Annotated in this window: 16 protein-coding genes, 1 tRNA gene and 1 pseudogene; 10 read left to right on the top strand and 8 right to left on the bottom strand. The window is 55.6% G+C overall.

Annotated elements, in window-relative coordinates:
- Nucleotides 1–9: 9 nt before the first annotated feature.
- On the bottom strand, nt 10–537 hold the full coding sequence (locus tag LAO20_11720) for an Hsp20 family protein (protein ID MBZ5532089.1): 528 nt from the start codon (nt 535–537) through the stop codon (nt 10–12).
- A 197-nt stretch (nt 538–734) separates the two neighbouring features.
- Between LAO20_11720 and LAO20_11715 the strand changes: the two genes are divergently transcribed.
- Nucleotides 735–1814 carry a 6-phosphofructokinase gene (locus tag LAO20_11715; protein MBZ5532088.1) on the top strand — a complete coding sequence of 360 codons (1080 nt, stop codon included), beginning with the start codon at nt 735–737 and terminating at the stop codon, nt 1812–1814.
- Here LAO20_11715 and LAO20_11710 read toward each other — a convergent pair.
- Together LAO20_11710 and LAO20_11705 are read right to left on the bottom strand one after the other, a co-directional pair.
- Nucleotides 1811–3301: a CHAD domain-containing protein gene (locus LAO20_11710; protein ID MBZ5532087.1), complete on the bottom strand. Its 1491-nt coding sequence runs from the start codon at nt 3299–3301 to the stop codon at nt 1811–1813. The genes LAO20_11715 and LAO20_11710 overlap by 4 nt on opposite strands.
- Before the next feature lie 134 nt (nt 3302–3435).
- Nucleotides 3436–3981, bottom strand: coding sequence for an NUDIX domain-containing protein (locus LAO20_11705; protein ID MBZ5532086.1), 546 nt, complete (start codon nt 3979–3981; stop codon nt 3436–3438).
- Between the two features lie 311 nt (nt 3982–4292).
- On the opposite strand from LAO20_11705, the gene LAO20_11700 reads away from it, so the two are divergent.
- Nucleotides 4293–4382: transfer RNA gene (locus LAO20_11700), tRNA-Ser, on the top strand.
- An 849-nt stretch (nt 4383–5231) separates the two neighbouring features.
- On the opposite strand, the gene LAO20_11695 is transcribed toward LAO20_11700, so the two are convergent.
- Nucleotides 5232–6983, bottom strand: coding sequence for a restriction endonuclease (locus LAO20_11695; GenBank protein ID MBZ5532085.1), 1752 nt, complete (start codon nt 6981–6983; stop codon nt 5232–5234).
- 210 nt (nt 6984–7193) lie between these two features.
- Nucleotides 7194–7679, bottom strand: a complete 486-nt coding sequence (locus LAO20_11690; GenBank protein ID MBZ5532084.1) for a zinc ribbon domain-containing protein — start codon at nt 7677–7679, stop codon at nt 7194–7196.
- A gap of 100 nt (nt 7680–7779) precedes the next feature.
- Between LAO20_11690 and LAO20_11685 the strand changes: the two genes are divergently transcribed.
- Both LAO20_11685 and LAO20_11680 read left to right on the top strand, forming a co-directional pair.
- Nucleotides 7780–8109 (top strand): hypothetical protein, encoded by a 330-nt coding sequence (locus LAO20_11685; GenBank protein MBZ5532083.1) that lies wholly within the window; start codon nt 7780–7782, stop codon nt 8107–8109.
- A 13-nt stretch (nt 8110–8122) separates the two neighbouring features.
- Nucleotides 8123–8428, top strand: coding sequence for a DUF3761 domain-containing protein (locus LAO20_11680; GenBank protein MBZ5532082.1), 306 nt, complete (start codon nt 8123–8125; stop codon nt 8426–8428).
- Nucleotides 8429–8434: 6 nt separating this feature from the next.
- On the opposite strand, the gene LAO20_11675 is transcribed toward LAO20_11680, so the two are convergent.
- From LAO20_11675 to LAO20_11665, 3 genes are read right to left on the bottom strand one after another with little or no spacing between them, the layout of a single operon-like run.
- On the bottom strand, nt 8435–9214 hold the full coding sequence (locus LAO20_11675; protein MBZ5532081.1) for an ImmA/IrrE family metallo-endopeptidase: 780 nt from the start codon (nt 9212–9214) through the stop codon (nt 8435–8437).
- 3 nt (nt 9215–9217) lie between these two features.
- Nucleotides 9218–9628: a hypothetical protein gene (locus LAO20_11670; GenBank protein ID MBZ5532080.1), complete on the bottom strand. Its 411-nt coding sequence runs from the start codon at nt 9626–9628 to the stop codon at nt 9218–9220.
- 7 nt (nt 9629–9635) lie between these two features.
- The gene (locus LAO20_11665; protein ID MBZ5532079.1) at nt 9636–10235 is read right to left on the bottom strand and encodes a hypothetical protein; all 600 of its coding nucleotides are present in this window, start codon (nt 10233–10235) and stop codon (nt 9636–9638) included.
- Between the two features lie 253 nt (nt 10236–10488).
- On the opposite strand from LAO20_11665, the gene LAO20_11660 reads away from it, so the two are divergent.
- From LAO20_11660 to LAO20_11635, 6 genes and pseudogenes are all read left to right on the top strand, one after another.
- Entirely contained in the window at nt 10489–10827 is a 339-nt protein-coding gene (locus LAO20_11660; GenBank protein MBZ5532078.1) for a hypothetical protein, read from the top strand.
- Between the two features lie 54 nt (nt 10828–10881).
- A pseudogene (locus tag LAO20_11655) lies at nt 10882–11169 on the top strand (DUF3892 domain-containing protein).
- A 49-nt stretch (nt 11170–11218) separates the two neighbouring features.
- On the top strand, nt 11219–11713 hold the full coding sequence (locus LAO20_11650) for a hypothetical protein (protein MBZ5532077.1): 495 nt from the start codon (nt 11219–11221) through the stop codon (nt 11711–11713).
- Between the two features lie 26 nt (nt 11714–11739).
- The gene (locus tag LAO20_11645; protein MBZ5532076.1) at nt 11740–11961 is read left to right on the top strand and encodes a hypothetical protein; all 222 of its coding nucleotides are present in this window, start codon (nt 11740–11742) and stop codon (nt 11959–11961) included.
- Between the two features lie 39 nt (nt 11962–12000).
- The gene (locus LAO20_11640; protein ID MBZ5532075.1) at nt 12001–12861 is read left to right on the top strand and encodes a transposase; all 861 of its coding nucleotides are present in this window, start codon (nt 12001–12003) and stop codon (nt 12859–12861) included.
- Nucleotides 12858–13583, top strand: a complete 726-nt coding sequence (locus LAO20_11635) for a TIGR02391 family protein (GenBank protein ID MBZ5532074.1) — start codon at nt 12858–12860, stop codon at nt 13581–13583. The genes LAO20_11640 and LAO20_11635 overlap by 4 nt, the downstream gene beginning before the upstream one ends.
- Nucleotides 13584–13659: the final 76 nt, after the last annotated feature.

Raw genomic sequence — 13659 nt, 5'->3', positions numbered from 1 at the left:
GGCGGTGACTCAGGCCACCTTGTCGGCCACCGCCGGCTCGATGGTCTTGGCTTCCGGAACTTTGGGCGCCGTGATTTCAAGCACGCCTTCCGTCAATGTGGCCACGCCTTCTTCGGCAACCACGTTGAATGGCAGCGGGACCTCGCGAAAAATCTCCTTGGATCGCGACTCGCTGTAGACTGTCGTGTCCACGGTGTCTTCGGTTTCCTTTTCCTGCTTGCCCCGGATGATCAACTGGCTAGGCTCCAGGTCAATCTCCAACTCTTCGGCGGTGAACCCCGGGACCTGCGCCCGCACCACAACCGAGTTGTCCTTATCGCTGATCTCCACCGCCGTCGGCTTGAACAGCTCATTTTCAGCCTTGAACCAGTCTTCAAGATCGCGCCCGTTTTCGCGCCCGCGCTGTTCAAAAAATTCGTACGCGCGCTTTTCGATTGCTTTGAAAATATCGTTTACATCGTCCCAGAAATTGACCGGCGATTTCGGTTTGATCGCCACGTCTCTGGGTAACTCATGCAGCAAAGATTGCGGCTTCACAGATACCTCCCTAATATTCCAGTTACATTCTTCCAGGAATCATTAAAAAGGGATGTGATCGCAGTTACTGGTGTGTGTGACCAGAATCACGGTTCAGACACATCGCAGGCGCGCCAGGCATCGCATCATGCAACTTTGTACATTGTGGTTTCTCTGGGCTAGCGGACCGCTGACGATATACTCTGGCAGCAGACACTATGAGGACCATTGGCATCTCGACCGGAGGCGGCGATTGTCCCGGCTTGAATGCGGTGATTCGCGCCGTAGTCAAGGCCGCCATTCTCGCCCAGGGCTGGCGCGTCCTGGGCATTGAGGACAGCTTTGACGGCTTGATCTGGCCGCACAAAGTGCGCGAGCTGAAACTGGAAGATGCCAGCGGCCTGTTGGAGCGCGGCGGAACCATCCTGGGGACCACCAACCGCGGCAATCCATTTCATTATCAGGTAGAGGAGGACGGCAAAAAACAGGAACGTGATTTCTCTGACCAGGTGGTGAGCAACGCGCAAGCCCTGGGCCTGGACGGTCTGGTGGTGCTGGGCGGTGACGGAACCATGGCCATCGCTCTTGCGCTCTACCGCAAGGGCTTGAAGCTGGTGGGCGTGCCCAAGACCATTGACAATGATCTTGCCGGAACCGAGATCACGGTGGGTTTTGACACCGCGCTGCACACCGCCATGGAAGCCATAGACAAGATCCACTCTTCGGCGGAGTCCCACCATCGCGTGATGCTGGTGGAAGTGATGGGCCGGGAGGCCGGCTGGATTGCTCTGGAAGCCGGCATGACCTCCGGCGCTGACGTCATCCTCATTCCCGAGATTCCTTTCAACATCGCCAAGGTGTGTGAGACCGTCCGGCAGCGCGACCAGGCAGGAAAGCGGTTTACCATCGTCGCCGTGGCGGAAGGCATCAGCCTGCCGGCGGAGCTTCAGGCGGAAGCCGCGGCCGCAAGTCCGGATTCTTCGCAGGCCAAGCCCGCCACCAGCGTTCTCCGCGAAGCCATTGCCCGCCGCACAGGAAAAGAAACTCGCCTGACCGTTCTGGGACACATCCAGCGCGGCGGTCCGCCCTCGCCGTTTGACCGCGTTCTGGGCACGCGCTTCGGCGTGGCCGCCGTGGACCTGCTTGCCCGCAATGAGTTTGGGAAAATGGTTTGCGTCAACCAGGGTCTAATCGGCAGCGTGGAGCTGAGCGCCGTCACCGGAAAAATCCGCCGCGTTGATCCCCAGGGAGAACTGGTCCGGGCCGCCCGCGCCGTGGGCGTCTGCTTTGGCGACTAACCCTGTTTTCTGCTCACACGCTTCTTGCGCAAACTGCTTTTCGCTGCCGGCATACTGCGCACCATCACCGGGATTCCGCAACTCATCTCCAGCAGGTGGCGCGCGCCGGCAATCTTTTCCGCCAGGCCGCTCTCGAGGTTTAGACCGTCCGCTTGGATCACCAGGTAATCTCCGGGTTTGGATACTTTGATACGGCGAATGGCGCCGTCATGATCGGCGTCGAAAGCGTTGGCCAGCCGCAGGATGCCCGCCAGCATTCTGGTCTGCTTGCGCTGCTCCAGCGGAAGAGCGCGCAGCTTGGCGGCGCTGGGCAAAGCTCCGCGATGATAGCGCGCGATCAACCCGATTCGCGCCATCTCCGGCCGCGTCCACCCGGCTACCCGCTCCAGGTTGCCGACCATCCGCTGGGTTGTCTTGTGATGGCCTTTCGCGCCATCGTGCCGGCCTACTTCATGGACAATCGCCGCTGCGCCCAGCATTTGACGCGAGCGCTCCTGGTTTCTTTGAATGCCGTCTTCCATCACGCCCGCCTGCAGCAGGCCATCGTGCAGTTGCAACGCCAGCCGCGCTACCCGCCGGCTGTGGCGAACGTCAGAGTCCAAGAATCCCGACCAGGCCTGCAGCCTGCCCAGCGACGCTTCCCTGGCTTCCGCGCCGCTCGGCAGACCGCTGCGCCATGCTCGCCACAGAGACTTAGGCCCCAGCATCTTCTGTTTGTACTGCTCGATCCGGGAGTCGCGCTCGGCGCGCAGCAACTTGTCCCAGCGCTGCTCTTCTTCCGGCGTGGGACATGCGCCGATGCTGGTGGCTGTGGCGCGCAGAACGTCAAGGTCGTGGATTTCGCCCAGCAAATCCTGGACCTTCTTGAACCCCTGGCCCCACGCTTCATAAAGCTCAGGAAGAAAATTCTCTGCCACGTAGCGCAGCTTCTTCACCGCAATGCGCAGGCGATGAAACGCAAGCGGGCTTTCGGTCTTCAGGGCTGCGCTTTCGCGCTTGCGGGCGTCCGTCCATTTCTCCAAGGCCAGCGCTTTGAAAGGGTCAGAGCCGGGCCGCAGGCGTCCGGCGCGACGAGGCAAAGTGTTGGTCCATCGCTGCCACTGTTTTTGGTCGAATTTGTCCAGCGCTTGTTGCGCGTGCACTTTGAACGCGTGTTCCTGCTCGCGCTCGTAAGCCAGCAGCCGCTGCGTGACCGGATCATCGGGCTGCCCCAGCTTCTCCACCCATTCCATCATCACCTGGCAGTCGCGCAAATTGCCCAGGCTGTCGAACAGATCGGTGGCCTGGCGGCGCATCTTCTTCCAGACTTTGTCAGGGTCCATGGCCCGCAACCCGTCCACCATGGAGCGGCAGCGGCGCAACGCGACCCGCAGGTCGTGCACGGGACCGCTCTTGAAGCCTTGCGCGGCCCGTACGATTTCCTTCTGGACTTGCAGCATCCAGTGGCCCAGTCCGGAATTGTTGGCGATGGCGGGAGTTGGTTTCACTGATGGCTGTCTCGGCAGCCAGAATCAATCTTAACGCCAGAAGGCACAGGTTGGGCGGATGGGTGTTCCATCGGAGCGGGGCATTTCCCGCGAAGGCGCGGATTGGACGATGCCGAGTCGAGCTGCGCGGCCCTTTATCGGACGGTTGCCGCGCGCCGGCGTGCGTCGGGTAAGACCAGCGGCGACCGCGTGCGGGCGCGTTTCGTCGTGAGCGTTTCCACCGCCGCGTCCACGATCTTGGCGATCTGCACCGAGTACCTTGCCGGACGGCCCGCGGCCAACTGACGCTTGGCCTGCTGCGGAGTAAACCAATTAGGATTGCGGCCCGTCTCCCGTGGCTGCACCGTGGTGTGGACTTCAAACATGTAAGCGGCAATCATCACTTCACGCGTGCGCGAATCGTGACCCAGCGTGCGCTTGGAATCCAGGTAAGCGCCAAAAAATTCTTCTTCAATCCGGCCTTTGGCCCCGGCTTCTTCCCAGGCTTCCAGCGCGGCGCTTTCGCTGCCGCTCAGGCTGGGCTCGATGCGGCCTTTGGGAAACGTCCATTTGCCTGAACTGGTGTTGACCAGCAGAAACTCCACGGACAGTTCGCGGACCCGGTAACAAACCGCCGCCACTTGCACCGGCAGCCCCGCGTCTTCCGCGAGCCGGGTCAAACCTGAGTTGGTTCTGGCCATCGACACTCCCCTGGTCCGGTTTTTGTCTTGCCGCCCGCTGCACAATTCGTGCTGCACCTCACACGGTACGTGAGTTGCCGCCGGCAATGCAATAACTTTGGTAATGCCTGCATGATTTATTCACGACATTTTCATCGTCTGTTAACAGCGCGAGTGGTGGCGACGCCTGGGAGAATTCAGGTGATATTGGCGTTTCCTCTGATCCGCGATCATCCTCGGCAATCCGCGGTAAGTCCATTTCCGGAACCAGCAGCCTTCGCGCCGGACAAAAAACCATCGTACAATGAACACAGCCAAGCACTTGCTCACGCGGAGGGATGTGTGAGTGGTTGAAACAGGCGGTCTTGAAAACCGCTGTACCTGAAAGGGTACCGGGGGTTCGAATCCCTCTCCCTCCGCCATTCAGTCTGCAACTCAGAGAATTGTTCTCTGATTCGTCGCGAATAGCCCGCATTCCGGGCCTTTTCTCGGTTCTATGAAACCGAAATGGCCACCAGGGCAGCCGTGGAACTCTAGTTTTCGGGCGCTATTCTCTGCAGGGCAAATCGGCAGTCCACTTTCCAAAATCGATCTCTAGGCGAAACAGCGACGGCTATAGATTTGAAAGCCGAGAAAGCGAGGGCGGAGTGAAACACCAAAGCTAGTAGCAGGAAACTGCTTAGCAATAGATACCGGACTTTCATGAACCTTCTCCTGCGCTGTTGGGGGCGAGTCAGCAAGATCAAGTTTAAGCAAAACGTTAGTTCTCGAACTTAGCACTTGTCAAGTTAATCTTTGAGCGTGGCGAATTCGGGCGGGAGAACTAGCAACCTCACGCAGACTTGTTTTTGAACTCCTAAAATGCATCCTTCCTTTATCCCCGCTCCATTTCCGCCATCACTAGCCGGGCCAGCCTGACCGAGTCATTGACCGTCGCGGCCAGCTTCGGACTTCGGTCCTATTTCCTCACCGCGTAACCGCATCGCCGCAAATTGAGGCAGAGCTGATACCATTTGCAGCATGACCCGTGAGGAAGCACCGGTCGAGACGCTGACCAACGAAGCCTTCTATCGTCCAATCCGGCCCGACATCATGAGGTTGGCAGTACGCGCCTTCTACGCGGCGCTGCCCTCGCGCCGGTTCACGGTCCTGGCACAAGATTCCGCAAGACAGACTTCCTGTCCAAAGTGGAGGAGATCGCAGGCAAGGATTATGCCGGAGCCGATGAGAAAGTCTGTTTCCGCACGGCTCAGGAGGATGTGAGCTAACGCTTAGGCGCTCGGCTTGGCTCTGCCTTTAGCTCTTGTAGGTTGCCCTTGATGAGCTGACGCTACGGTTTTCTTTGCAGGTTGAACCGGCTCCGGTTTGGGAGGCCGCAAATCCAATTTGAGCTGATCGCCTTCCGCATCGCGGCGTGCTTTCACCGTCGCATCAAGGTTCAGTGGCAGATCGAGGCAGGCGGCTCCGTGCAGTATTTCTTCGACCTGGACAATTCGTATCCGGTCGCACTTGATACCGCGTAGCTTGTTTTCGTAAATCCCAGCCGACTTTGCGTCCTGCTTCATCGGCCTCGTGGCTTCCTCCAGCGTTATGAGGCAGGCCAGTGCCGCCCCTTCTTTATCCATGTCCCCGCGCAAGGCCGAGATGTCCTTACGTTGTACGCCGCCTGACTTCACCTGCAGGACCATCTTGCCAACGTCTCCCGTGCCGCCATTCCAGAAATAGAACAGGCCGTCAACGCCGCCGTCAGCACCTTTTTTCTTCCTTATGACGGCGCGGTTATTTGTGTAGGTCAAGATTGCCCACTTCTCGAATTCCTTACGCACGCGGTCGTCCTTCTTCCGCGCCAGAGCATTAGCAGACTTCATGTCTTTCGGCATTCCGTCCAGGACAACGGAGTCGGCAACCTCTTTCCCGAATTGATCTTCCAGCCGGGCCAAGATTGTAGCAATTGCCTGGTAAGTGATGTCCATTCCGATCCAGCGGCGGTTCAGTTTCTGAGCGACAGCAATCGTGGTCCCGCAACCGCAATACGCATCAAGTACGATATCGCCCTCGTTTGAAGTCGCTTTGATGATTCTTTCCAGAAGCGCTTCTGGCTTTTGAGTCGGATAGCCGAGCTTCTCTCGTGAGCGGTTGTTGATGACTGGAATGTCCGTCCAAATGTTCTGAACCGGCACACCCGGCATCTCGTCGAGGTAACGCTTGTATTGAGGAACAGCACCAGGCCGGGTCTGAATTACTCTGCCCTCACGGTAAAGCGCCTCCATCTTTTCCCGCTTGTAGCGCCAGTACCTGGTCACGCCGAGGAATTCATATAGCGGATTTCCTTTGGCGGCACCGCCCGGTCCTTGAAGATTGTCTATCCGGTAGCGTCTGCCGTCAGGGTCAACCCTTCTGTAATCCCGGTCGATGTAACTTTGATCGTAGGGAACGTACTGCCGATTCCAAGTAAGATCCAGCGATTTTGAATAGAAAAGGATCGTGTCGCTGATCCGCCCGAAGTGGCATGATCCTTGCTTTCCGTCGCTGTGAGCACTGCTCCTTTTCCAAATAATCTCGTTGAGATAATTTCCCCCGGCAGGCAGGAACACAGAATCAATGAGCAGCTTTAGGTAGTGGCTGGCGTTTGGGTCGCAATGCAGGAAGAACGTTCCGGTTGGAGCAAGAACGCGGTTGATCTCGGCAAGGCGGAGGGTGATGCTAATGAGATACGCGAGAAGGCTGTCTTCGCCGAGAACGTTGTGAAACCCTGCAATCAGCTCGATTGTCTGGCGCGTGAATCGGCCCAGGTGATTTGACGTTATCTGCTCATAGCCGCTTCTTGCGTGGTCGTTCCAAGTCCAAGTGTCAACGAACGCCTGCTCCTGGGCCAGATCCTCTTCGCCGATCTTATTGTAAATTTGGTTGTAGTTGCGCTTGGAGTTGAAGGGCGGGTCTATGTAGCAAAGGTGAACGGATTCGTCCCGCACTTTGTTGCGTAGAATTTCCAGATTATCGCCGTAGAACAGCGTGTTTTTCATTACTGACTTGCACGGGCTGCGTACGTGGACTTACGTGGGCGGCTTGCGTGGCGTCTTTCTCTCGGGGAAGAGGATATGAGTTTCCTGTATATAATCTCCACCGGCAATTAGAGAGTTACTCTGAGTGCCGAGTGTGCTACGCACCAAAGAAGTAAACCGAACTGGGCCTTGACTATTGCCGCTCAAGAGAGCTGGCAGGATCGGATTGACCTAGTTGCGGTAGACAATGGCCTCGTTCACAGCCTGGACGATGCTGGCGATGTATGCCGCGTCCTTGCTAACGACTGCCTGGATTTCTCCAGACGCGCTATTGATAGCAACCGCATGGCTGTCCTTGAGAGCAAACGCCCACGCTATGCCGCCGATCAGCACGAAGACTCCCCATACTCTCGCATCCGGTGACATTAACATGCACAGCCCGACAAAGGCCGTGATTAAGGCTAAGCCCCTCTTCGCTCCGACGATCTCAGAGCGAACGCTGGTAATCCCAGCCATTGCGTACGTCTTGCCCGGCACGATTATCCGTGTGTTCGTTACGGTCGCGCCTGCACTGGACAGGAATGTTTTCTCTACTTCGGTTTTCTGAACAGCAACAGTAACGACACCAGTACCCGATGCGGCTTTGGGCTTGCCGCACTTCGGGCAAAAGGTTCCTTCATCGGTAACCTGTTCTCCGCAGTGAACGCAGTAGGCCATTGTCGATCCTTAAGAGAGATGTAAGGGGGTTGCGGGATTATAGTCCAGCCACAGAAAGACAAGGAATGATATTTCACAGACCATTGATGAAGGGAGGACCTTGACCGATTTTTCCGATTGGTGGCAGTATTCGGACATGAGGCAAACAGGGATCATCTATCTTTCAACGCAAGCACCGTCCGAGCTTGGCGACGAACTGATGTTGGCCGGATTTCGCGTCTGGGAAGCTCTGTCCGAATCTGAAGTCCAGCACCTGTGCGAGACAGAGGATATTGACGCGCTCGTCATTGCTCATGACGTACCGATGGGCAAGCGTATCGGAAACGATTCACGCAGGATCTGTGTCATGCTGCAGCCGACTACCAAGACGGCTGACCTGGTCTGGGAATTGATCCAGTTGTTCCCGCGTCCAGACAGCGTTGTTCAATGACTAAAACCCCCAAATATCAAGTGACTATGAGCCACCGATCCCGAAGAGCTGCGCTAATTTGACTGCATTACCCGCGTGGCCCCAGGCACAACCGAAGCCGTCGCCCACTCCGCAAGCGGCACCTGGCAGGACCGGATCTTGCGGAGCCGACTACTACCGTAACAGCAGCGGGGTCTGCATTCATCGGCCTGTGAAGACGAAGGGCGCGGTTCCGGCAGGAGCGACGGCACAGTGCCGGGATGGGAGCTATTCGTTCAGCCAACACAGGAAGGGAACCTGTTCACACCATGGTCGTGTAGCGAAGTGGATCACGCACTAAGATCACCTAGTCCTCTATTCCCAAATCGAGTAACTGCTTTTCGTTCTTCCACCATAAGAGCGTCAATATCACTCCTGGGAAAATCCTGATCGAATGCTCAACGACTTCGTACCATTTGGAACGCGGGTGATCGATCCATCCATCAGCTTGAATCGCTGTGGGCTTTTCCTCAGGCCGACCATGCAAGAGATCGGCGGCAGTGGTCGCAAGCCTTGGTGCTTCCAGTGGCCAGAGTGCTTTGGGAACATCATCGCCTGGGATAAACCACTTTCTTTTCCCGTCCTCCAAGTAGACAAGCATTGCAGGAAACGACCCGTGGCGTACCAGACGGATCGCCGTGGCTGTTAAGCTGGTCTGAAACATCTCGGCCAGCTCTCTAACAGTGTCAAAGGTGATTGGCATGTCATGCGCGGCCCTTTCAAACATATCGGGCGGCATGAGCAGATCCGCAGCATAGTCATTGGCTCCGCGTTCGGCGTTGATGGCACTCCATTCCCCAATCATCATTTGCTCTGTGCAAGAGAATCCAACTTTGCCACGGTCACGCATCCAATGGCCTAACTCGTGTCCCGCTGAGAATCGCTTTCTGCCGAGCGACGATGCCGAATTTATGGTGATGATTGCACGCTCTTCATTGCCCAGTATGCGTGCTTCGCATCCCGAAAGGTGGTCATAGACAATGGTCGCACCACAATACTGAGCGATGGCCTCTACGTCGATTTCGTGCGGCTCAGTAATCCCAAGCTCTTTGAGTACACGGGAAGGTGATTTGTAGACGACGGGCACAATCTACTCCAGCGAGTCCAGCAGTCCGAGTTCTGCAAGCTGCTTTAAGAAACTCTCGACATCGGAGTCGGTCAGGTCCTTCAGATCTCGGTGCTGAGCAGTCATTGAACGCAAATCGGGCTTGCGGCTGAAAATGGATGCCAATAATGCTCTTTGCTTTGGCTTTTTCTGCGGGATATTGTAAGAGCGCGAAGACAGCGCCATGGATGCAGATTCGTACTGAGCACGTGCAGTCCGCAAGCCCTCCATCTTGCAGTCCTTGATGGCAGCCCTAAAGATTTCCTTAGTCTTCGGTTCAGGGTCGCCCGCGAATTCTTCTCTGATCTGATCGTCACTCATCTCAGCCACAGTTTCGGCGAGAAATGACATCAGTTCATAAAGCTCTTCGCTGTCATGTTTCTTTTTCTTCGGCACTTTCTTGTTACCTCACGCGATACCGTATTCGTTTGATGGCTGCCTCATACTGCTTTCGTGACAACCCTAGCTGCTCGGTGATTTCAGGTCCGCTCCAACCTTCCTTAATGCCTTCGATAACCAGGGCGGCATCGTCATCGTCGTGGAACATCTGGTAGACAGAATTCAAGGCTTCCTTGGCAAGTAGATCCCTCTCCTGGCTGGGCGCACCGGAGGGCGCGTTGTCAACCGGACTCAGAATGTCTCCGTCCCCGGTCTCAACGGCCACTTCAGAATCAAGGTAAGTTTCATCTTCATCGTGGGCCGCCTTCCAGTGCGAAGCAATACTGCGCATTGCGCCGAGGAGTTGCTGCACGAAGGGCACGGTCGATTTCTTCCAGCGCCTTCCTTCATCGCCGCCTCCAGCGCCAATCCACGTAGCTTTGATTGCTTCGCTGCGCAGATCCTCATGGTCTCTGCCCTTGGCCTTGCGGCCCAAGCCCCGGATTTTGTAGCGAGCGAACCTGGCTAAGCGCAACTCATCCTCCGAAGAAAGAGACTCAACCGCCCGCTCAACGTCATCGCGGGTGCCATACTCCGGCTTACTATCTTTCTTCTCTCTTGCCACAGGTCGTTCGCTATCTATGAATGCCGAACTTACAGGGTTATTCGAGAAAACGCACGAACTTATTTTGAGTCGCTCATGCTTATCCCGACCTGCCCAGGCAGGCTAATCTATTCCATTTAAACAACTTAGACCCAAACCTAAGATATTGCTCATGTGTTCTCCGAAAGCTCTCAAAACTCGGCATTAGCTAAATACACGGACCCCACAGGGTTCGCCGAAGCAATTTCAAATTTTCCAGGAGAGAATCCGTTCTATGGCAATTCGCGTCATAACCTCTCAACCGAACGCCCTGCTTGCAGCGATCAAGAAAGCGATCAACGAAAGGCACGTTGATACCTGGTCATACGATGCCGATGGAGATTTCACCCACACTCCGCCGCAGTGGGCAAAAAAGGCTTGGTTGCGCCCAACCATCCAATCTGGCGCACTCGTTTTCAATATCATCAACCCTCAAGGGGTAACCATCACCAAAGAGATTTACGGCGTCTTTCATGGTCGATTCATTGAGATGCTCTTGGTTCACTTCGATGGCAGCTTTGATGATGCTCGCGCAACCGCCGCCGTGGCCCTTGGTGACAGGGTCACCGCATAAGCGCTTATTCCGGCTGAGAGGCAAAGTTAGATTTAGGGAAAAAGGAGAAGGGAAATGGGACGCTATCAGGTAACTTGCATCAACAAACGCGGATCGCACCACGACCCGCACGAACGCATTGAGTACATTGGCCAACAATCGAGTTGAAAAATGTCTGAAGATTCCGCGATTCGAAGAATTGAATCAGGCACGGACTCGTTTTTTACGATGGTCAACAACCGCTCGGCTGAAATCGTAGTTGCATCCCACAATGGCCGAAAATACCTTAAGACAGACTCTGATGGATATGCTCCAAATAACCTGCTTTCATTGCCGGAGTGCACGAGTTGCAAAGTCGTTTAGTATGGTGTGGAGTTTAAGAAAGTGAAAGAAGAGGGATTGGAGTTACTAAATGCCTGGAAGAATTGTTCACAAATGCGTTGGTGCAGGAGCTGGTGCGGTATATGCAGGCTTTCAAGCTAAGGACCAGACGGGTGCAGCGTATTGGCTTGAAGTCATTGGCGGCTCGATAGGCGGTTACACAACTTCAATGCTCCCCGACAAGTTTGAGCCAGCGGTAAGTTCTTGGCATCGAGGACCGTTTCACAGTGCGGTCGCTGCCGGAGTTGCTGCCGGGCTGAGCGCGAAATTAGAACAGTGGTCAACAATCTGCCGAGCGAAGGCTAATGCTCAAAAAGCACCGCAGTTGGAAAACACGCAGACGGGTGAGCGTGTTGCGTTGCCCAGAAGTCCCTTTGAGGAACTCGTCGCCCAGATCGTTGAGTGGTTTTGGAGACTCTTGGCAGGCTTCCTAAACGGCCTAGCAGCAGGGTATGTGTCGCATGTCGCCCTAGATGCCGTCGTTGGGTCGCGGAGTATCCCGCTGTTTCTTGGCACGTTGCGGTAAACAAACACAACAGAGAGGAGGAAGTCATGAAAGAACCAGGACTGGATAATCGTCACCGTGATAAGGACGGAGAGATCAGCCGCAAACACGGAAACACATTAGTAGGAACCCTGCGCCAGACCTACGGGCGAGGTTTTGCAACCGGTCATCCCGATTCAGAAAAGCTGTCTGACTTATTGAACACGGCACCGTCTCATCCGTCACTGACACAGTTGCGACAAGATTATGTTGACGGGAAACTCAAGTAGCATTCCCTAAAAGCTCTTCGATACAGGTATTGATAGCCCATGGACTTCGTCGTTATAGACGTTGAGACCGCAAATCCAAATCTCGCGAGCATTTGCCAAATAGGGATCGCGCCTTTTCGCGACGGAGTCCTTGAGAATCCCCGGCAATGGCTGGTGAACCCCCAGGACTACTTTGACTCACTCAATGTGTCCATCCACGGCATCGACGAGGATAAAGTCCATGGTGAGCCGACCTGGCCTGAAGTGTACTCAGCTATTGCCCCGTTTCTGACCGGCAATATTGTCGCCAGTCACACGCCGTTCGACCGTGCGGCCCTGACTCAAGCCTGCGGAAGATGGAGTCTCTTAACGTGTGATTGCCGTTGGATTGATACAGCTCGCGTGGTCAGGCGTACATGGCCACAGTTTTCAAGATCAGGCTACGGACTCTCAAATGTCGCTGCGACCTTCGGCATCAAGTACAAGGCCCACGATGCGTTAGAGGATGCCCGGTGCGCAGGGGAAATACTGTTGCGTGCCGTAGCGCAGACGGGTCTAAGCATTGAACAGTGGCTGGTGCGGGTTTGCCAGCCCATTCACGGGCACGAGGATCTTCCTGAGGCTAATCGCGAGGGTCCACTGTTCGGAGAGGTATTGGTTTTCACGGGGTCTTTGTCCATGCTTCGTCATGATGCGGCTGTCGCTGCCGCGAATGCTGGGTGCCAAGTCGATGACGGCGTGACCAAGCACACGACTTTACTAGTAGTCGGCGATCAGGATATTCGCAAACTGGCCGGGCACGAAAAGAGTTCCAAGCACCGCAAAGCCGAAGAGCTTATCAACAAGGGCCAGCGTATCAGGATTGTGGGAGAAAGTGACTTCAAGAGTATTGTCGGCCAGAACGTGAGCGGAACAACATGAAGTCTTTTGCGGAAATGATCCCGAATCCCCAAGACCTATTGGCTCTGGAAACTGAGGAGCTTGCTGGAGTGTTGCTTGAATACATGAATTCGTCCGGCATAATTCAGCTTGGCCGGGTTCAGCGGCTCGGCCTAACGGGCCGGACTCGTGACGTACTTAAAGGTTACGATCCGAAGTTCCACGAACAAGTCCGATTTGCGTTGATGGAGGAGTGGAATTGGCTTACGCGGGAAGTGTTGATTGCACCTTCTCCCGACACGGACATAGATACCGTTTTTGTTACAAGGCGCGGCCAGCAATTGAGGGATCGCACCGGATTCGCGAATTATCGCAAAGCCACTTTGTTGCCTCGCACTCTACTGCACCCACAGATCGCCGACAAGGTGTACGCACTCTTCCTTCGCGGGGAGTACGACACGGCAGTCTTTCAGGCATTCAAAGAAGTCGAAGTGGCGGTACGGACCGCAGCGAAACTCAGCGCATCGGACATAGGAGTGGCCCTGATGCGCAAGGCGTTTGATGTAAGTGCGGGGCCGCTTACCGACGCTTCGCAGCTTCCCGCTGAGAGAGAGGCGTTGTCCAACCTTTTTGCCGGGGCGATTGGTTCGTACAAGAACCCGCACAGTCACAGAAAAGTGACCATCGATGCGGAAGAAGCAATCGAAATGTTTATACTGTCCAGTCATCTGCTGCGGATATACTCATCCCAACTTACCTCGTAGGAGCTCTTTCGCCCTTTGGCATATCCAATGTGCATTGTGACCTCCCGCTTGGCAGCGATAAGTTTCCCCTGTTGGC

The organism is Terriglobia bacterium (assembly GCA_020072815.1).
Taxonomy (GTDB): Bacteria; Acidobacteriota; Terriglobia; order Terriglobales; family Acidobacteriaceae; genus Angelobacter.
The sequence above is the reverse complement of the archived record's forward strand: the minus strand, read 5'-3'. Positions and strand labels throughout refer to the sequence as shown.